Origin of the sequence: Eubacterium sp. CAG:161 (assembly GCF_000432355.1) — a bacterium.
Taxonomy (GTDB): Bacteria; Bacillota; Clostridia; order Lachnospirales; family Lachnospiraceae; genus Eubacterium_G; species Eubacterium_G segne.
This window is the reverse complement of record NZ_HF991871.1, coordinates 148,554-169,046: the sequence shown is the minus strand read 5'-3', so window position 1 is coordinate 169,046 and position 20,493 is coordinate 148,554. Positions and strand designations below refer to the sequence as shown.

At 35.3% G+C, this 20,493-nt stretch carries 20 protein-coding genes; all 20 read left to right on the top strand.

The features are described 5' to 3' along the window. Positions 1 to 10 precede the first annotated feature (10 nt). The 20 genes from ilvA (at position 11) to Q5O30_RS07260 (ending at position 20,492) form a co-directional block, all read left to right on the top strand. Positions 11 to 1,231: a threonine ammonia-lyase gene (gene ilvA / locus Q5O30_RS07355; RefSeq protein WP_021953110.1), complete on the top strand. Its 1,221-nt coding sequence runs from the start codon at positions 11 to 13 to the stop codon at positions 1,229 to 1,231. A 108-nt stretch (positions 1,232 to 1,339) separates the two neighbouring features. Next, complete coding sequence (gene ylxM / locus Q5O30_RS07350; RefSeq protein WP_021953109.1) at positions 1,340 to 1,675, top strand: YlxM family DNA-binding protein; 336 nt, start codon at positions 1,340 to 1,342, stop codon at positions 1,673 to 1,675. 11 nt (positions 1,676 to 1,686) lie between these two features. Beyond that, positions 1,687 to 3,033: a signal recognition particle protein gene (gene ffh, locus Q5O30_RS07345; RefSeq protein ID WP_021953108.1), complete on the top strand. Its 1,347-nt coding sequence runs from the start codon at positions 1,687 to 1,689 to the stop codon at positions 3,031 to 3,033. Between the two features lie 44 nt (positions 3,034 to 3,077). Further along, the gene (gene rpsP, locus Q5O30_RS07340; protein ID WP_021953107.1) at positions 3,078 to 3,323 is read left to right on the top strand and encodes a 30S ribosomal protein S16; all 246 of its coding nucleotides are present in this window, start codon (positions 3,078 to 3,080) and stop codon (positions 3,321 to 3,323) included. Positions 3,324 to 3,342: 19 nt separating this feature from the next. Continuing rightward, a complete protein-coding gene (locus tag Q5O30_RS07335; RefSeq protein WP_021953106.1) occupies positions 3,343 to 3,573 on the top strand; it encodes a KH domain-containing protein in 231 nt (76 codons plus the stop codon). Positions 3,574 to 3,680: 107 nt separating this feature from the next. After that, positions 3,681 to 4,190, top strand: coding sequence for a ribosome maturation factor RimM (gene rimM, locus Q5O30_RS07330; protein WP_021953105.1), 510 nt, complete (start codon positions 3,681 to 3,683; stop codon positions 4,188 to 4,190). Beyond that, a complete protein-coding gene (gene trmD / locus Q5O30_RS07325) occupies positions 4,190 to 4,918 on the top strand; it encodes a tRNA (guanosine(37)-N1)-methyltransferase TrmD (protein WP_021953104.1) in 729 nt (242 codons plus the stop codon). Before rimM ends, trmD begins: the two co-directional genes overlap by 1 nt. A 117-nt stretch (positions 4,919 to 5,035) precedes the next feature. Continuing rightward, positions 5,036 to 5,380, top strand: a complete 345-nt coding sequence (gene rplS / locus Q5O30_RS07320) for a 50S ribosomal protein L19 (RefSeq protein WP_021953103.1) — start codon at positions 5,036 to 5,038, stop codon at positions 5,378 to 5,380. A 70-nt stretch (positions 5,381 to 5,450) separates the two neighbouring features. Further along, positions 5,451 to 6,293, top strand: a complete 843-nt coding sequence (gene ylqF / locus Q5O30_RS07315) for a ribosome biogenesis GTPase YlqF (RefSeq protein ID WP_021953102.1) — start codon at positions 5,451 to 5,453, stop codon at positions 6,291 to 6,293. Between the two features lie 9 nt (positions 6,294 to 6,302). Beyond that, positions 6,303 to 7,058, top strand: coding sequence for a ribonuclease HII (locus tag Q5O30_RS07310; protein WP_021953101.1), 756 nt, complete (start codon positions 6,303 to 6,305; stop codon positions 7,056 to 7,058). A gap of 14 nt (positions 7,059 to 7,072) precedes the next feature. Then, positions 7,073 to 7,423, top strand: coding sequence for a YraN family protein (locus Q5O30_RS07305; RefSeq protein ID WP_021953100.1), 351 nt, complete (start codon positions 7,073 to 7,075; stop codon positions 7,421 to 7,423). Positions 7,424 to 7,437: 14 nt separating this feature from the next. Continuing rightward, positions 7,438 to 8,292: a peptidoglycan editing factor PgeF gene (gene pgeF, locus Q5O30_RS07300; RefSeq protein WP_021953099.1), complete on the top strand. Its 855-nt coding sequence runs from the start codon at positions 7,438 to 7,440 to the stop codon at positions 8,290 to 8,292. Between the two features lie 19 nt (positions 8,293 to 8,311). After that, positions 8,312 to 9,634, top strand: a complete 1,323-nt coding sequence (der, locus tag Q5O30_RS07295) for a ribosome biogenesis GTPase Der (protein ID WP_021953098.1) — start codon at positions 8,312 to 8,314, stop codon at positions 9,632 to 9,634. Next, the gene (plsY, locus tag Q5O30_RS07290; protein WP_021953097.1) at positions 9,634 to 10,302 is read left to right on the top strand and encodes a glycerol-3-phosphate 1-O-acyltransferase PlsY; all 669 of its coding nucleotides are present in this window, start codon (positions 9,634 to 9,636) and stop codon (positions 10,300 to 10,302) included. The genes der and plsY overlap by 1 nt, the downstream gene beginning before the upstream one ends. Next, positions 10,295 to 11,308, top strand: coding sequence for an NAD(P)H-dependent glycerol-3-phosphate dehydrogenase (locus Q5O30_RS07285; RefSeq protein WP_021953096.1), 1,014 nt, complete (start codon positions 10,295 to 10,297; stop codon positions 11,306 to 11,308). Before plsY ends, Q5O30_RS07285 begins: the two co-directional genes overlap by 8 nt. 66 nt (positions 11,309 to 11,374) lie before the next feature. Next, positions 11,375 to 12,943 carry a cardiolipin synthase gene (gene cls / locus Q5O30_RS07280; protein ID WP_021953095.1) on the top strand — a complete coding sequence of 523 codons (1,569 nt, stop codon included), beginning with the start codon at positions 11,375 to 11,377 and terminating at the stop codon, positions 12,941 to 12,943. Positions 12,944 to 13,000: 57 nt separating this feature from the next. Continuing rightward, positions 13,001 to 14,467, top strand: coding sequence for a stage IV sporulation protein A (gene spoIVA / locus Q5O30_RS07275; RefSeq protein WP_021953094.1), 1,467 nt, complete (start codon positions 13,001 to 13,003; stop codon positions 14,465 to 14,467). A 132-nt stretch (positions 14,468 to 14,599) separates the two neighbouring features. Further along, the gene (locus Q5O30_RS07270) at positions 14,600 to 17,554 is read left to right on the top strand and encodes a glycoside hydrolase family 71/99-like protein (protein ID WP_021953093.1); all 2,955 of its coding nucleotides are present in this window, start codon (positions 14,600 to 14,602) and stop codon (positions 17,552 to 17,554) included. A 168-nt stretch (positions 17,555 to 17,722) separates the two neighbouring features. Continuing rightward, on the top strand, positions 17,723 to 18,670 hold the full coding sequence (locus Q5O30_RS07265; RefSeq protein ID WP_021953092.1) for a PP2C family serine/threonine-protein phosphatase: 948 nt from the start codon (positions 17,723 to 17,725) through the stop codon (positions 18,668 to 18,670). Positions 18,671 to 18,680: 10 nt separating this feature from the next. Next, a complete protein-coding gene (locus Q5O30_RS07260) occupies positions 18,681 to 20,492 on the top strand; it encodes a serine/threonine-protein kinase (RefSeq protein WP_021953091.1) in 1,812 nt (603 codons plus the stop codon). Position 20,493 lies beyond the last annotated feature (1 nt).

The following is a 20,493-nucleotide window of genomic DNA, read 5'->3' as shown; positions in this document are numbered from 1 at the left end:
AGGTATTGTTATGGAGAAAAAATTAACTTTAAGAAAATTTGAGGAAGCTAGTGAAATAGTAAAAAAAGTAACTATTAATACAAACTTAATTTACAGTGATTATTTCAGTGAACAGACAGGTAACCATGTGTATATTAAACCTGAAAACATGCAGTTTACAGGGGCTTACAAGGTAAGAGGTGCGTATTATAAAATCAGCACTCTTTCTGAAGAAGAAAGAGAGAGGGGTCTTATTACTGCATCAGCAGGAAATCATGCCCAGGGTGTAGCTTACGCAGCAAAAATATATGGAGCTAAGGCTACCATTGTAATGCCTACGGTAACTCCACTTATGAAAGTGAACAGAACCAAAAACTATGGTGCAGACGTGGTTTTATATGGTGATGTATACGATGATGCCTGCAAATATGCTTTAAATCTTGCATCAAAGCAAGGATATACATTTATTCCACCATTTGACGATTTGGATGTGGCAACAGGTCAGGGAACAATTGCCATGGAAATATTTAAAGAACTTCCAACAGTTGACTGTATTTTGGTTCCAATAGGAGGAGGCGGATTAGCAACAGGTGTAAGCACATTGGCTAAAATGCTTAATCCGAGAATTAAGGTTATTGGTGTGGAACCTGAACATGCAGCCTGTATGAAGGCAAGTCTTGAAGCAGGACATGTTGTTACATTAGATAGTGCCAATACCATTGCTGACGGTACTGCGGTAAAAACACCGGGAGAGATTATCTTTCCTTATATCCAGAAAAATATTGATGAAATTATTACAATTAAGGATGAAGAATTAATAGATGCATTTTTAGATATGGTTGAAAATCATAAGTTAGTTGCTGAAAATTCGGGACTTCTTACGGTAGCAGCTCTTAAACATCTGAAATTTAAGGACAAAAAGGTTGTTTCAATCATAAGTGGTGGTAACATGGACATAATCACAATGTCATCTACCCTTCAGCATGGATTAATCCAGCGTGGAAGAGTATTTAGTGTTTCCGTATTGCTTCCTGACAAGCCGGGCGAATTGGTTAAGGTGGCAAATGAAATTGCAAAGCAGCAAGGTAATGTAATTAAGTTAGAGCATAATCAGTTTGTTTCAGTAAACAGAAATGCAGCTGTTGAATTAAAGGTTACATTGGAATGCTTTGGACATGACCATAAGGAACAGATTCTTGAAGCCTTGAAAAAAACAGGTTATAATCCAAAGGAAGAAGCTCCAAATTTATAAAATAAAACAAAAACAAAGGTGTCAAGAAAAAATACTTGACACCTTTTGCTTTTTACTGTATTATACTCTAGGTGGTAAAATCAAATCATATAGAAAGGTATGTTTACGATGAAAGATGTATATAAAAGTTCTATGTTATATGATTTTTATGGCGAACTTCTTACGGAACATCAAAAGGAAATATATGAGGATTTTATATTAAATGACTATAGTCTTGGAGAGATTGCCCAGGAAAGGGGAATTTCAAGGCAGGGAGTTCACGACATGGTGAAACGCTGTGACAGGATATTAAACGGTTACGAGGAAAAGCTACACCTTGTAGAGAGATTTTCCAAGACTAAGGAAGATGTGAGAAGAATCTGTCAGTTAGCAGACAGTGATATAAATCAGAAAAATATTTCTGAAATAAAAATGATAGCTCAGGAAATATTAGATAATTATTAGGAGGTATGGCTTTGGCATTTGAAAGCTTATCCGATAAGTTACAGAATATATTTAAAAATTTAAGAAGTAAAGGCCGTCTCACGGAAGATGATGTAAAGGCTGCCTTAAAAGAAGTAAAAATTGCTTTATTAGAAGCAGATGTAAGCTTTAAGGTAGTAAAGGACTTTATTAAAAAGGTTCAGGAGAGAGCTGTAGGACAGGATGTTATGAGTTCTCTTACACCGGGACAGATGGTTATTAAGATTGTTAACGAAGAGCTGACAGCACTTATGGGTTCTGAAACTACGGAGCTTAAGCTTCTTCCTGATAACCAGATAACGGTTATTATGATGATGGGTCTTCAGGGTGCGGGTAAAACTACAACCACTGCCAAGATAGCCGGCAAGTTAAAGGCTAAAGGTAAAAGACCGCTGTTAGTTGCCTGTGATGTTTACCGTCCTGCAGCTATTGACCAGTTAAAAATTAACGGTGAGAAACAGCAGGTTCCTGTATTTGCCATGGGAGACAAACAAAAGCCTCTTAATATTGCAAAGGCAAGTATTGAACATGCCAAAAAGAATGGCAATAATGTAGTTATTTTAGATACGGCAGGACGTTTACATGTTGATGAGGACATGATGAATGAACTTGTGGAAATAAGAGACAATATTGATATTACACAGACTGTATTAGTTGTAGATGCCATGACAGGACAGGATGCTGTAAATGTAGCTAAGGAGTTTAATGAAAAAATCGGTATTGACGGTATTATCGTTACTAAGTTAGACGGTGATACAAGAGGTGGTGCGGCATTATCAATTAAGGCAGTTACCGGAAAGCCGATTCTTTATATAGGTATGGGAGAGAAACTTTCAGATTTAGAACAGTTTCATCCCGACAGAATGGCTTCAAGAATCCTTGGTATGGGTGATGTGTTATCACTTATTGAAAAGGCTGAACAGGCTATAGATAAGGATAAAGCAAAAGAAATGGAACAAAGGCTTAGAAAGGCACAGTTTACATTTGATGATTATCTTGAATATATGGGACAGATTAAGAACATGGGTGGTTTGTCATCACTTATTAATATGATTCCCGGGGTAGGCGGTCAGATTAAGGACGACATGCTTCCTGATGAGAAACAGTTGGGAAAAATAGAAGCTATTATTTTTTCAATGACTAAAGAAGAAAGAGGAAATCCTGACCTGATTAATCCGTCAAGAAAAAGACGTATTGCCAATGGAGCAGGTGTAGACATTAGTGAAGTAAACAAACTGGTTAAGCAGTTTGAACAGGCAAGAAAAATGATGAAGAATATGCCTGGAATGATGGGGGGCAGGAAAAAACGAGGTGGATTTAAAATGCCTTTTGGCTTTTAGATATAATTGACTAATTATCAGATAAAATTTATGGAGGTAAAAAAATGGCAGTAAAAATTAGATTAAAGAGAATGGGAAAGAAGAGAAATCCTGTTTACAGAATAGTTGTTGCTGATTCAAGATCACCTAGAGATGGAAGATTCGTTGAAGAAATCGGAACATATGATCCAAATCAGGAACCAAGCTTAGTTACTGTAAATGAAGAAGCTGCAAAGAAATGGTTAGCTAACGGAGCACAGCCAACAGAAACAGTTGGAAAGCTTTTAAAGCAGGCCGGAATTGAAAAATAATTAATCGGAGGGCAGATTCATGAAAGAATTGGTAGAAACAATTGCAAAAGCACTTGTTGACTCTCCTGATGAAGTTGTAGTAACCCAGACAGAAAATGAAAGGGAAATTGTTATACAGTTACATGTTGCTTCAGATGATATGGGCAAGGTAATTGGAAAGCAGGGAAGAATTGCAAAGGCTATTCGTTCAGTAGTAAAGGCTGCATCTTCTAAATATGACAAGAAAGTTAAAGTAGAAATAGCAGAATAAAGTATTACTTTAATGCAAGTGCAACAAGGCTGGAGATTATTTCCAGCCTTGTTATTTCTATAGGTGATTTTAAAAAAATACATGCATTATATCAAGGCGAGGAAAAGATGGAAAAATATTTAAGAGTTGGAGTTATAACATCTACCCATGGTGTTCATGGTGAAGTAAAAGTTTATCCTACAACAGATGACGTAAGAAGATTTGACTACTTAAAGGATGTAGTTTTAGATACAAAAAAAGGATATATGGAATTACAGGTTACAGGGGTAAAATATTTTAAAAACATGGTTATTTTGCGCTTTAAACAATTTGACAACGTAGACCAGGTTATTCCCTATAAAGGAATGGATTTACTTGTAACAAGGGAAAATGCAGTACCTCTTGAAGAAGGGGAATATTTTATAGCAGATATGGTAGGATGTAAAATCATTACTGATGAAGGGGAAGATTTCGGAGAGTTAGTGGATGTAATGCAAACAGGGGCAAACGACGTATATGTTGTCAAAACCCATGAAGGAAAAGAAGTGTTGCTTCCGGCCATAGATGAGTGTGTGTTGGAAAAAAATATTGAAAACAAGGTTATAAAAGTTCATATAATGAAAGGATTATTAGATTAATGAATTTTCACGTTTTGACATTGTTTCCTGAGATGATTGAACAGGGGGTAAATACAAGTATTACCGGAAGGGCAATTCAGAATAATCTTATTAGCGTAAATGCAATTAACATAAGAGATTTTGCAGGAAATAAATATGGTCAGGTAGACGATTATCCATATGGTGGCGGTGCCGGAATGGTTATGCAGCCGGGGCCTGTATATAGAAGTTACGAGTCTGTGGTGGAAAAAATTGGCTACGCTCCAAGAGTTCTTTACATGACACCTCAGGGAAAGGTTTTTAACCAGGGTATGGCTGAAGAATTCGCAAAGGAAAAGGATATTGTTTTTCTATGCGGTCATTATGAAGGAATTGATGAGCGGGTGCTGGAGATGATAGTTACAGATAACGTGTCCATTGGAGATTATGTACTTACGGGAGGGGAGCTTCCGTCTATGGTTATGATTGATGCCATATCAAGATTAGTTCCCGGAGTGCTTAACAATGAAGTTTCAGCGGAATTTGAATCTTTTAATGATAATCTGCTGGAGTATCCTCAGTATACAAGGCCGGCAAAGTTTATGGAAAAGGATGTTCCGCCTATTCTTTTGTCAGGAGACCATGGAAAGGTTGACAGGTGGAGAAGAAATCAATCCATTCTAAGAACAATGGAAAGAAGGCCGGACTTAATGGAAAAGGCTAAACTGGATAAGGAAGACCGCAAATTCATAAGAACCATGGAAAAATAATACTTGCAAAAAAAGACAAGTTATGTTAAGATAACAAATGCTGTATAAAAGTAATAAAAGATGGTCCTCTGTTACCGGTCTGGTATTAAGAACATCGGAATAAATGAGGAGGATATTATGCAGGAATTAATCAAAGAAATTGAAGCAGCTCAGATTAAGGAAGTTACAGATTTTAACGTAGGTGATACTATTAAGGTTCACGCTAAGATCGTGGAAGGAAACCGTGAAAGAATTCAGGTTTTTGAAGGTCTTGTTATTAAGAAACAGGGTGGAAGCAACAGAGCAACATTTACTGTAAGAAAGAACTCAAATGGTATCGGTGTTGAAAGAACATGGCCACTTTACTCACCATCAATCGCTAACATCGAAGTTGTTAGAAGAGGTAAAGTTAGAAGAGCTAAACTTAACTACATCAGAAGCAGAGTTGGTAAAGCTGCTAAGGTTAAAGAATTAGTTAAATAATAATGACTACTTTCAAAAGGAGCGGGTTTTACTCGTTCCTTTTTTCGTCATTTAAAACAGGGAGATTGTAATGGATTATCAGTGGTATCCGGGGCATATGACTAAGGCTATGCGCCAGATGAAAGAAGATATAAAACTTATAGATTTAGTTATAGAATTATTAGATGCAAGAATTCCCATTAGCAGTAGAAATCCTGACATAGATAATTTGGGAAAAAATAAGGCAAGACTTGTTTTGCTTAACAAATCAGATTTAGCTGATGAAGCACAGAACAATAAATGGATACAGTATTTCAAGGATAAGGGAATTATTGCCTTAAAAATTAATTCAAAAAATAAACAGGGAATTAAAGATATAAACAATGCGGTTTTAACTGTATGTAAAGAAAAAATAGAACGGGATAAAAGAAAAGGTATAAAAAACAGACCTGTAAGGGCTATGGTAGTTGGAATACCTAATGTGGGAAAATCTACATTTATTAATGCATATGCAGGTAAAAATTGTGCCAAAACAGGAAACAAGCCGGGAGTGACCAAGGGAAAGCAGTGGATTAGGCTTGGTAAGAACTTAGAACTGTTAGACACACCGGGAGTGTTGTGGCCTAAGTTTGATGACCAGAAAATTGGATTGCACCTTGCTTTTATCGGTTCAATGAATGATAATAATCTTGATATGGCAGAACTGGCTTATCAGCTTATCAAGGAAGTCTCAAAAACATATCCGGAGGCATTCCTTAACAGATATGGTATAGTGGGAGATGAAGACCCTTTACAGGTAATGTATCAGGTAGCGGAAGTCAGAGGATGCAAGTTAAAGGGTAACAAACCTGATCTTGATAAAACATCATCTATGATTATGGATGATTTTAGAAGTGGAAAGTTAGGCAGAATAACTATTGACTGCTTGAATTAGAGGAATAAAATGCAAAGTATTAACGAGATAAAAGAGATACTTAAAAACACAGATGTAACAGCCCTAAGTGAATTTATAAAGCATTATAATACTGATGAAAGAAGCGGTGTTAAAAAGCTGGTACTTAAGGCAGAAAAAGAAATAGAGGCTTATAATAAGGAAGTTGCCAGAACCGAAAATCTGAAATTTTTTGAAAATAAGTATAGTGATTATAATTATATTTGTGGAATTGATGAGGTGGGAAGAGGTCCTCTTGCGGGTCCGGTAGTTGCCGGAGCGGTTATATTGCCAAAGGATTGTGATATTTTGTATATTAATGATTCCAAAAAGCTTACGGCATCCAAAAGAGAGGAATTATTTCAGATAATAATGGAAAAGGCAGTAAGTGCCAAAACGGCTTTGGTAAGTCCACAGTATATAGATAAAGTAAACATTTTGCAGGCAACATATGAGGCTATGAGAAAAGCCATTGCAACTTTAGATGTGCAGCCTGATATTTTGTTAAATGATGCAGTAAATATCCCTTTGGTTAATATTAAACAGGTTCCTATTATAAAAGGAGATGCCAAAAGCATTTCCATAGGGGCTGCAAGTATTATTGCAAAGGTTACAAGAGATGCAATGATGGTGGAATATGACAAAATATATCCGGAATATGATTTCGCATCTAATAAGGGATATGGCTCTGCAAAGCATATAGAAGCCCTGAAGAAATATGGTCCATGTCCAATTCACAGAAGGTCATTCATACATAATTTTATATAACATAAAGGGGATACATGAACAAACGTAATATTGGCAGTCTGTATGAGGAAAAGGCAGTAGAATATCTTAAAAATAATGGCTTTACGGTTATTGTTAAAAATTTCAGATGCCCTAAGGGTGAGATTGATATTATAGCCATAAAAGAAGATATATTGCGGTTTATTGAGGTAAAATACAGAAAAAATACTGAATACGGATATGCAAAAGAGGCAGTAAATAAGACAAAAATGAATAAAATATATAATTCGGCAATGTGGTTTATTACCTGTAATCCGGTATATTCAGACACCCAGTGCAGTTTTGATGTAATAAGTATTCAGGGTGATAATATTGAGTATATTTTTAACAGTTTTAATTCATTTTAATAGATGAGGTATAAATGAAAAATATAGTTATTTTAAATAAAGAAAACAGAAATAGTACAAGGATTAACTTTAAAGATAATGTTCCTTATATATCTTACAGGGCTCTTGCTGATATTAAGTGGCTTAAAAACGGATTTTCAACCAGACTTGGAGGGGTAAGCGAGGGAGTTCTTTCTACCATGAATTTAGGCTTTGGAAGAAATGATTTGCCGGAAAATGTTGTAAAGAACCATGAAATTATTGCAAATGCCATTGGATTTAATCCTGAAAATATCGTGGCAAGTAAGCAAACTCACACAACAAATGTAAAAATAGTGTCAAAAAAAGATTGTGGCAAAGGTATTTACAGGGAACGGGATTATGATGATGTAGATGGAATGATAACCAATGAAAAGGGAATTGTATTGGCAACATATTTTGCAGACTGTGTTCCTTTGTATATGGTAGATACTAAAAATAAAGCCATAGGGCTTAGTCATTCAGGATGGAGAGGAACTGTAGGAAAAATAGGAAAGGTTACTTTGGATTTAATGAAAGAAACTTACGGAACCAATCCTAAGGATGTAATAGCCTGCATCGGACCTTCAATATGCAGAGACTGCTACGAAGTAAGTGAAGATGTGGCAACTGAATTTGAAACTGCTTTTAAGGGTAGGGAAAAAGATATTTTAATTAATAAAGGTAATGGTAAATATCAGTTGGATTTGTGGGAATGTAATTATATAATATTTAAGGAATGTGGTGTATACGAAGAAAACATACATATGCCGGATATTTGTACATGTCACAACATGGAAATGATGTTTTCCCACAGGGCAACACAAGGCAGAAGAGGAAATCTTGCTGCATTTTTAAGTATAGATAAATGATAAACAGAGAGGTGTATATATGAATAAACCTATAGTAGCTATAGTTGGAAGACCAAATGTAGGAAAATCTACATTATTTAATGCATTAGCAGGTCAGATGATTTCAATAGTAAAGGATACTCCGGGAGTAACAAGAGATAGAATATATGCAGATATTGACTGGCTTAACAATCAGTTTACATTAATTGATACAGGAGGAATTGAGCCGGACAGCAGTGATATTATATTGTCACAAATGAGAGAACAGGCGCAGATTGCCATAGATACTGCAGACGTTATAATTTTTATGACAGATGTAAAACAGGGACTTATTGATGCTGATGCAAAAGTGGCAGATATGCTTAGAAGAAGCAGAAAACCGGTTATTCTTGTAGTAAATAAAGTGGATAATTACAATAAAATGATGGCAGATGTTTTTGAGTTTTATAACTTGGGAATCGGGGAGCCTATAGCAATTTCAGCAGCCCAGAGAAGCGGACTTGGTGATATGTTAGATAAGGTTACTGAGCATTTTGCATCTCTTAAGCTAGAGGCAGAGGATGATGACAGACCTCGAATTGCCATAGTGGGAAAACCAAATGTAGGAAAGTCCTCTATTATCAACAAACTTACAGGAGAAAGCAGGGTAATTGTTTCTAATATTGCAGGAACCACAAGAGATGCCATTGATACAGACGTTAAATGGAACGGAAGGGAATATGTATTTATAGATACGGCAGGACTTAGAAGAAAATCAAAGGTAAAGGAAGAAATTGAAAAATACAGTATTATAAGAACCGTTACTGCAGTGGAACGTGCCGATGTGGTGGTTATTGTAATTGATGCCATTGAAGGAGTAACGGAGCAGGATGCTAAAATAGCAGGTATTGCCCATGAAAACGGTAAAGGTGTCATTATTGCAGTAAATAAATGGGATGCCATAGAAAAGAATGACAAAACGGTTTATGAATATAGTAATAAAGTAAGACAAATTTTATCTTTTATGCCATATGCGGAAATTATGTTTATTTCAGCTTTAACAGGACAGAGATTATACAAACTTTTTGACATGATTGATTTTGTAATTGAAAATCATTCAATGAGAGTTGAAACAGGAATACTTAATGAAATTATGGCAGAGGCAGTTGCTATGCAGCAACCACCATCAGATAAGGGTAAGAGATTAAAACTGTTTTATATTACTCAGGTTGCGGTAAAACCACCTACATTTGTTATTTTTGTAAATGACAAAGAATTAATGCACTTTTCTTACACAAGATATATTGAAAATAAGATTCGTGAAGCATTTGGATTTAAGGGAACTCCTCTTAGATTTATTATCAGGGAAAGGAAGGAAAAGTAATGGTTTTACAAAAGGCACTTTGTATTATAATAGGATATGTTTTCGGTTTGTTTCAGACGGGATTTATCATTGGGAAAATGCATAATATAGATATAAGGGATTATGGCAGTGGTAATTCAGGAACTACCAATACCATGAGAACTTTAGGTAAAAAATATGGATTTATAACATATTTTGGGGATGCCCTAAAGGCTGTTTTTGCCATTATCCTTACATCATTTATGTTTGGAAAAGTATGTAGTGACAGTATGATGGTTATTGCTTTATATACGGGACTTGGAGTAGTTCTGGGACACAATTTTCCTTTTTATATGAATTTTAAAGGGGGAAAGGGAATAGCGGCATCATCAGGAGTGATTTTTGCAATATCATTTTTTGACTGGAAGTTTGTTATAATGGGCTTTTTGACATTCTTTATAGCCCTTTATCTCACAAAATATGTATCATTTAGTTCTCTTTGCATGATGACGGGATTTTTTATTGAAATGATTGTATGGGGACAGTTGGGAATGGTACATAACCTCCATAGCAATGATAAAATAGAAGCTTATATTTTAGTTTTCATTATGACTGCTCTTTCTTTTATAAGACATAAAGAAAATATTAAGCGTCTTTTAAATGGAACTGAGAGAAAAATCGGTCATAAAAAGGAGGAAAGCAATGGCTAAAGTTGCAGTACTTGGCGGTGGCGGATGGGCTATCGCTTTAGCAAAGGTTTTATATGAAAATGGAAATGATGTTACTTTGTGGTCATTTCTTCAAAAAGAAGTAGACGAGCTTACAAATGACAGGGAAAATAAAATATGCCTTCCGGGAATTAAGATTCCCGAAGCAATTCATATTACAAACAGCATGGAAGAGGCTGCAAAGGACAAGGAAATGATTGTTATGGCAGTGGCATCCTCCTATGTAAGAAGCACTTCAAAACTGTTAAAACCCTATGTAGATGAAGGTCAGATAGTTGTTGATGTGGCAAAGGGTATAGAAAATGAAACCTTTGACACAATGACGGAAATTATTGAACAGGAAATTCCGGGAGTAGAGGCTGTGGTTTTATCAGGGCCAAGTCACGCAGAGGAAGTGGCAAGAAACATACCTACAGTAGTGGTTGTTGGGGCTAAAAAATTCAAAGTTGCCTTGAAAGTTCAGAATCTGTTTGCCAATAAGGTTTTTAGAACCTATATAAGCCCTGACAGAAAAAGCATAGAATTAGGCGGTTCCCTTAAAAACGTTATAGCTTTAGCTGCGGGAATTATTGATGGATTGGGTTTTGGAGATAATACGGAAGCTGCCCTTATTACCCGTGGAATAAAGGAAATCACCCAATTAGGCGTTGAAATGGGGGGTAATGCCAAGACTTTTTACGGACTTTCAGGAATCGGGGATTTAATTGTTACATGTAACAGTAAACATTCAAGAAACAGAAGAGCCGGTGTGCTTATTGGTAAAGGCTATACCCTTGATGAGGCTGTAAAAGAAGTAAAAATGGTAGTAGAGGGTGCTGTATCAGCTAAGGCGGCATTAGAGCTTGCAAGAAAATATAATGTCAGCGTTCCTATTATTGAGGCGGTTAATCAGGTTTTGTTTGAGGGAAAAACTGCTATTGACGGAATGTGGGAATTAATGGAAAGAGAGCAGACAAACGAATATAGGGATTTGCAGTGGGATGAATAAGTCTTATGATACTTAAATCATATTTATTTAACCTGAATTTATAACAATTATAACTATGGAGGTTTTATGGAACATAGGAAAATAAATAAACCTGAGCACAAAGGAAAAAAAGGACTTGCGGCATTTCTCTTTAGCCGTATTTTCATATTCGGTCTTATGGTGGCATTGCAGGTAGGAGTGTTTATGGCTTTGGCATACAATGCTTCTTTAAGTAAAGGAATGTCCTATTGCATTACAATTTTACAGATTCTTGTAGTTATATATATTGTAAATGATAAATCAGACCCTACCATGAAGCTTATCTGGGTTATATTCATTATGATTGTTCCGGCATTTGGGATATTGATGTATCTTTATTTTATGCTACAGCCGGGGTCAATTTTGCTTAAGAAAAAACTTGAACATATTGACGTAAGGTCAGACAGATATTTAATTCCTGACCAGAATATATACAATGATTTGCAGATTCAGGATAAACAGGTGTCCATGATTGCTAAATATGTATACGACAACACAGGATGCCCGGTATATAGAAATACGGAAGTTACATATTTTAACTGTGGTGAAGCCAAGTATAAGGCATTAATTGAGCAGTTAGAGGAAGCACAGGATTTTATATTTATGGAGTACTTTATTATTGAGGAAGGAAGAGTTTGGAATTCCATTTTAAGAGTCCTTGAAAAGAAAGTACAGCAGGGGGTTGAAGTCCGTGTAATGTATGATGGGTTATGTTCCCTTACAAAGCTTCCTGTAGGATATTTTAAGAAGTTAAGAAGAAAAGGCATTAAGTCTAAAACCTTTGCTCCAGCAAGACCGTTTTTTACCACCCAGCAAAATAACAGGGATCACCGTAAGGTTTTGGTTATTGACGGCAAGGTGGCATTTACAGGGGGCATAAATTTAGCTGATGAATATATGAATATAGTGGAACGATTCGGTTACTGGAAGGATACGGCAGTTATGCTCAGAGGGGATGCTGCTAAAAGCTTTACCCTTATGTTTTTGCAAATGTGGAATGTAACTGAAAAGACCATAGGAAATTTTGACAGATATTTAGACATTGATATTCCTTATAAATTCCCAAATAACGGTTATGTTATTGGCTATGGAGATGATCCATTTGGGAAGGAACATGTTGGAGAGTCAGTGTATTTGCACATAATAAATACTGCAAACAGATATTTACATATTGTAACTCCATACCTTGTAATTGATAATGTTATGATGTCATCCCTTAAATTTGCTGCAAAGCGTGGGGTTGATGTAAAAATTGTAATGCCGGGAATACCTGATAAGGCATATGCATTTTGCTTAGCAAGAACCTATTACAGTGAGTTAATTGAAGCGGGAGTTGAAATATATGAGTATACTCCGGGATTTACCCACGCCAAAATGTTTATCAGTGATGATGAAAAGGCTACAGTAGGAACCATAAATCTTGATTACAGAAGTTTGTTTCTACATTTTGAAAACGGATGTTTTATTTATAAAAACAAGACAATTTTAGATATTGAAGAAGATTACCAGCAAATGTTAAAGGACTCTAAAAAGGTATCTCTTATAGAGTGCAGAAACAGGCCGGTATTATATAAGGCGTGTGGAAAAGTTTTAAGACTTTTAGCACCTCTTATGTAATAAAAACAATCCTCTTTGCGTATATTTTAGTATTAATATATGCAAGGAGGATTTTTTATGGATTTTAACGTATATAAAGACATAGAAAAACGAACAAATGGAGAGATTTACATAGGTGTTGTAGGGCCGGTGAGAACAGGAAAGTCAACTTTTATTAAGAATTTTATAGATGTGGCAATTGTTCCAAATATTGAAGATGATAATGAGGTAAAAAGAACAATGGATGAACTTCCCCAGTCGTCTTCAGGAAAAACAATTATGACTACAGAGCCTAAATTTATTCCTAACAATGCTGTTGCCATTAAAATCGGTGGGAAAGCAGATGTAAAGGTAAGGCTTATTGATTGTGTGGGATTTATGGTAGATGGAGCCACGGGACATATGGAAGATGACAAAGAGCGGATGGTAAAGACACCATGGTTTGATTACGATATTCCTTTTTCCAAGGCGGCTGAAATTGGGACAGAAAAGGTTATTTCAGAACATTCAACAATAGGTGTTGTCATAACGTGTGACGGAAGCTTTACCGACATAGAGCCGGAGGCGTATAACAGGGCTTTGGATAAAACGGTAAAGGAATTAATGAGTATAAATAAGCCTTTTATAATTTTGGTAAATTCCTTAGACCCTACATCTAATGAATGTCAGGCTTTAACGGCAGAAATTGCAGCAAAATATAACGTGTCCACATTGGCCATAAACTGCCTTAGATTGAATGAAATGGATGTAAATAACATACTGGAAAATATTTTGTTTGAATTTCCTATAACGGAGATTGTTTACAATGTACCGAAATGGCTGGAAATTATGGATTTTGAAAATGAACTTATGAAGTATATTGTGAATTTCTCTAAAGATGTACTTTCAAAAATTATTAAAATAAAGGATATTAAGAAGTTAAAGCTTCAGCCTGACGGAGAGTATATTAAAGGGGCACAAATGGCTTCAGTTGAACTTTCTAATGGAAAACTGGTATTTAATTATGATATAGATGAAAAATATTATTACGATATGCTGACAAACATGACAGGAACCAAAATTGAGAATCAGCTCCAACTTATAAAAATGGTAAGGGAGATGGCTTCCCAGAGAAGCAATTACATTAAGGTCAATGAGGCAATAAGCAAAGTGAGAAATACCGGATACGGCATTGTCACACCGGATAAGGAAGAAATTGTTCTTGAAAATCCGGAGCTTATCAGAAGTGGCAATAAATATGGGGTAAAAATCAAGGCAACTGCGCCTTCGATACATTTTGTTAAAGCAAATATTTTAACGGAAATATCTCCTATTATAGGGAGTGAGGAGCAGGCAAAGGATTTAATTGACTTTATTAATAACAAAGAAAGCGAAGATAATATCTGGGAAACAAATATTTTTGGAAAATCCATAGGTCAGATTGTAGATGAAGGAATAATGACGAAAATAAATAATTTAACAGAGGAAACCCAGTCAAGAATGCAGGGAACAATTGAGAAGATTACTAATGACCAAAGTAGGGGAGTTATATGCATTGTGCTGTAAAAAACGTATAAATGACAAAATAATTGTGACTTTTTCCTAAAACATGCTTGTCTATTAAATATATAAATGTTAATATTAATAAATAAAGAGGTTGAACGTTTAACTTATTAAAAAATTATGGAGGAAAAAGATATGAGAAGAATTTTTTCGATTATTTTGTCTTTAGCTATGTTATTTACTATGCCGGGAATGGCACAGACATTAGTAACTACAGAAGTTAAAGCAACTGATGTGTCAGCATCAGGAGATTTTACATCGGGAAATTATGTAGGTCAGAATTTGGCATTTGTTGATGATTCAAACACAAGTGCTGAAGCTTATACCTATAAAGTTTCAAAGGAAGGTAAATCAGGAAGACTTATACCAAACAATAAATATGCATATTTTAAGGTTGAAAATAATGCAATAACACAAAGTGATAATGATTTGTTTGTGGAGGTTACATACTATGATGAAGGAAATGACTTTTTCCAGGTTCAGTATAATGCAACAGGCAGTAATTATAAGCAGGCTACCATAAATAAGTCAAATTCACTTACATGGGTTACAACAACGGTATGTATAGATGATGCATCATTCAAAAAAGCACAAAACGGAGGATGCGACTTTAGAATTTGGGGAAGAGGAAATTCAGGTACAACCATCTCTAGCATTAAATTAACTAAGCAGTCAGTAAACCCTGACGCAGAACCTCTTGGAAAGAGAACCGGGGGAACTGCAAATTCAGAGTTCAAAGGAAAATCCTTTGCAGGATATCAGGGATGGTTTGGAACCGGTGGACAGTATAATTCATGGCAGCATTATGCATATGGTGATGCAGATGCTGATGGAACTAACTGGCCAAGACCGGGAAAGATTTCAATAGATTATTTCCCGGATGTAACTGAATATGCCGAAAGCTCATTGGCACAAACAGGTTTTTCTAATTTAGGAAACGGAAAGTCAACAAAGTTATTTGATTCAAATACAAAGGATGTTATTGATACTCACTTTAAATGGATGAATCAGTATGGAATAGACGGAGCTGCAATACAGCGTTTCGTTGGTGGTCTTACAGGTAGAACAATTACAGCTACCCAGGAAGCAACACAGCTTAAGAAAATTCAGAATGCTGCTGAAGCTAACAACAGACTTATGTATGTTATGTATGACATAAGTGGTGGCAGCCAGATTACTGATTCAAGCGATACAACTTCAATTAGTTCATATGTTAAGGATATGAAGTTTGACTGGGTGTACAATATTGAGCAGTCTCTTGAAATGTTAAACTCTAACGCATATGCTACAGTAGACGGAAAGCCTGTTGTATGTGTATGGGGATTTGGATTCAGCAATGCTGAAAATACAAGACCTAGCAGACGTGCTGACTACGAAGAAATCATTAGATTCTTCCATAGCAGAGGTTGTTATGTAATAATTGGTGTTCCAAGAGAATGGAGAAGTCAGAGCCAGTATATAGATATTTATAATCAGGCAGATATGATTTCACCATGGTATGTTGGTGCATTAGGAGCAGATGAAGGAAGTGTTGATTCAATTTACGCTAACTACTTAGATCCGGATATTACATATTGTAAAAATAATAATATGGATTATTATCCTGTTGTGTTCTCAGGATTTTCATGGACATTATGGCAAAATGGAAAGCCTAACATGATTGCAAGAAATGCAGGTCAGACATTCTGGAATCAGGCATATAAGTTAAAGCAAAGAGGTCTTGATGCATTCTATGTGGCTATGTTTGATGAATATGATGAAGGAACTGCCATTGCAAAGAATGCAAGTGATTATTTTGATATTCCAACAAATCAGTACTTTGTAACTGCAAGCTGTGACGGATACTGGCTTTCATCTGACTTCCAGCTGAGAGTGGTAAATGAAGCTATTAAGATGATGAAAGGTCAGAGAAGTACCGTAAGCAAGGTCCCTGTGGCACATTCTAACGGACCGATTTATTATAGAAACAGTTTTGAAAGTAAATATGTAACATGTGTTGATTCCAAGTATAATGGCAATTATCCGGTTGACCCATGTTTTAAGAACAATAAGGTTCTTTCATCAAGCAATGCCAGTGGTAATGCATCTATAGTAAAGAATAATACAGCAAAGACAGGTGATTATTTAGCAGCATTTAGTGGTAACGGAAATGGAAATAATTCATCATATATTCATCAGATTTCTGAAACTGCCATTAAAATTAAAAAGGGAATGAAGCTTTCATATTCTATGTATGCAGTAAATAACGGAGGCAGAAATACATATGTTGATTTATTGTTAGATGACGGAAGTTACGTAAGTGCAAGAGGATTTGCTTCAAATGGAGTTTCAATGGGCTCATCTTCAACCAAAGGAAATGTAGGAAGCTGGAGTGATTGTTCATTTACATTTGGCAGTGATAGTCTTGTAGGGAAGAGCATTGTAGGTGTTGCATTAGCATATGGCGGAAATGCAGGAAATTACAGCTCATACTTTGATAATATTATTATTGAAGATGGAGAAGGTCAGGGTGTCGAAGAAACAACAGAGGCACCAACTCAGCAGCCAACTACAGAAGCTCCTGTTTCAACAAATATGAAGTTGTCAATTAACGGATACCAGATTAGTTCAACTCTTGAGGGATTTAGAACAATTTATTCTATTAAGGACGATGACAAGGAAGCATCTGAGGTAGGACTTATATATGGTTTAACAGACAGAATATCAGAAAGTGATATGGTCGTTGGAAGTCAGAACCAGTATGTAACAGTAGCTAAATCTACAGATGAAGGTAAGAATCCGTTTAAGCTTTCAGATGATGCAAACACAACAAGTTACACCATGACAATGCTTTATGGAGATTCCGGTATAGGAATGCTTAGCAGTAAAATATCTGTTAGAGTATATACTAAGTTAAATAATGGTAAGTATGTTTACAGTGATATTAAGACAATGTCAATATATTCCGTGGCAAATGTTTTATATCAGCAAAAGAAAATGATTACATATTCAGGACATAATTATCTTTATGAAAAGATATTAAATGTTGTAACTCCGGGATATATAAAAGTTGATTTCGACTGGGGTAATATAATTGTAAAAGGTAAATAAATTAATAGCTAAATAAAAAAGAGTCTATTACTGGAATGGGTAATAGGCTCTTTTTTTGACTGTATCATATTAATTACAGATTACTTATTGACAAGTAAATATATTTATAATATTATTACATACAATATATTAATACACATAAAATATGTAAATGAAAAGGAGAAAACAATGAAAAACAACTTACAATATGAAAACGTAGAACGAAACACCACATTACTAATAGAAAACGAGATGTGTGAGACGGAAGTTTTAAATGTGGAAGATTGTGAAACAACTTTATTGTATGAAAAAGAAGATTCCATATTTAATGAAACGTCATTATTAACAGAAGGCAGTAATGAATTAAAAATGAAATTTATGGCGGCAGTACATTCTGATGTGGGGATTTTCAAAAAACAAAATCAGGATAGTTTATGTTTGAAAATTGCTGATACACCATCAGGACAGGCGGCTTTTTTAGTGGTGTGTGATGGTATGGGAGGACTGAAAAAGGGAGAATTGGCAAGTGCAACAATAATAAGAACTATGTCAGAATGGTTTGAAAATTCCTTGCCTAAAATTATTGAATCCGGTTATGAAAATGAAAAAGTAAAAACAGACTGGGAAAACATTATAAAAGAACAAAATGAAATTATTAATGAATATGGTGAAAATAATCATTTGCAATTAGGAACTACGCTGACGGCACTTCTTGTGGTGGAAAATAATCTCCTGATTGTTCAGGTGGGAGATAGCAGAGTTTATAAACTAAGTGACACTATAGAACAGCTGACGGAGGATCAGACTGTTGTTCAAAGGGATACAAAATTGGGACTTATTACTCCGGAAGAAGGGAAAAAAGACCCAAGACAAAATGTTTTACTACAGTGCATTGGAGCATCAAGTGTTGTTGTACCTGAATTTACAGAGGGAAAGGTATCTGTAGGGGATGAATATTTATTATGCAGTGATGGATTCAGACACAAAATAACAGATAGTGAAATATATGGACTGTTAGCTTCTAATCTTATGACAAATGAAGCAATTATGAAAAAGAGTCTTGTAGACCTTGTAGAATTGAACAAAGGAAGAAAAGAAAAAGATAACATTACTGCAATGTTGTTAAAGGTAATTTAGGAGGAGCAATATGTCGAGAATAGGAGAGGTAATTGAGGGAAAGTATGAAATATTAAAGGAAGTAGGAAGAGGAGGTATGTCCGTTGTATATCTGGCAATGGATAACCGGTTAAATAAACAGTGGGCAGTAAAGGAAATTAAGAGAAAAGGAACAAACAGTGAAAATCAGATAGTAGTTCAAAGTCTTTTGTCGGAGGCTAATCTCATGAAAAGGTTAGACCATCCAAATCTTCCGAGAATAGTGGATATTATAGAAAACGGACAGACAATTTATATTGTTATGGATTACATAGAAGGTGAACCTCTTGACAAGATATTAAAAAAGAAAGGTGCACAGCCGGAGGCAGCTGTTATTGAATGGGGAATCCAATTAGCAGAAGTTTTAGATTATCTGCATACAAGGAAGCCACCTATTATTTATCGTGATATGAAGCCGGCTAATGTTATGCTTAAACCTGATGGAAATATTAAATTATACGATTTTGGTATTGCAAGAGAATATAAGGAACAGAATTCATCGGATACTGTAAGTCTTGGAACCAAGGGATATGCTGCACCGGAACAGTTTGGAGGAATGGGACAGACAGATGCCAGAACAGATGTATACGGACTGGGAGTAACACTTTACCATCTTGTAACGGGGAAAAATCCCTGTGAGCCACCCTATGAAATATTGCCTATCAGGGATGTAAATCCGCAGTTATCTGTTGGATTGGAATACATTATTCAAAAGTGTACTCAGTTAAATCCGGATGAAAGATTTCAGTCATGTATGGAAGTGTTATATGCACTTAATCATTTAGATGAATTAGGAGAACCATATAGAAAAAAACAAAAGTCAAAGCTTAATAAGTTTATTTTGACATCTGCATTTACATTAATAATGGCGCTGGCAGGAACAGGAACACTTATAGGATATAGAACTACATTGAATCAGACCATTTCTGACACTATACGTGTATATGGTGCAGAGTCATCAAATGGTGGAAATCCTGACAAATTATATGAAGCAATTGATAAATACGGAATTGCACCGGGTAATAAATCATTAAACGAGTTGGTTACTAACTATTTGGACGTGTTTGAAGAAAATATTCTTAGTTTGTCAGGTGATTGCTTAAAGAGGGTGAATGATGGAACATTAACTGAACAGGAAAAAGAGAAATATAATCAGACTGAAAATGAAATGTTTAATCAGCTTGACAAAATTATTAATGAATCAGATGTGGAAAAATTAGACGAAGAGTATAGAAATGACATATATTTCAGAGCAGGGGATCTGTATATGGATTATTACATGTTTAGTGAAGGCAAAATGGATGACAATGTAATAAAAAGTCGTAATGAGGAAGCTGCTTTGAGATATAAAAAAGTGACAGATAATTACGATAAGAAAAATGTTCAGTTTAAAAACAGAATATGCGAAATAAGCAAGGTAATTAAGGCATTTAAAAAATCTTCAAGTGGGCTTAGTGATAATGGAAGTTCAATCACAGAAGAAGATCTGGTTAAGTATTGGAATGAAATGGTAAAGGCAATAGACGAAGAAGATTCATATATGAGAAAAGTTAACCTGTATCTTATAGTAGGGGACATAGTGTATGAACAAAGAACACAGTATTCTACTATATCAGATAATGACGTACGAAATCAGATAGAGGAATATTGTATAGATGCGTATGGATATTTAAAAAATGATGCTAATAAGAAGAACGTAGATAGTTCATCGGAAGAAAGCATTAATGAGAAAAGGGTTAAGGCTGAGACATACTTCTCAAACATATATCAGCAGATAGCAAAGAAAACAATGGAGGATAAATAAT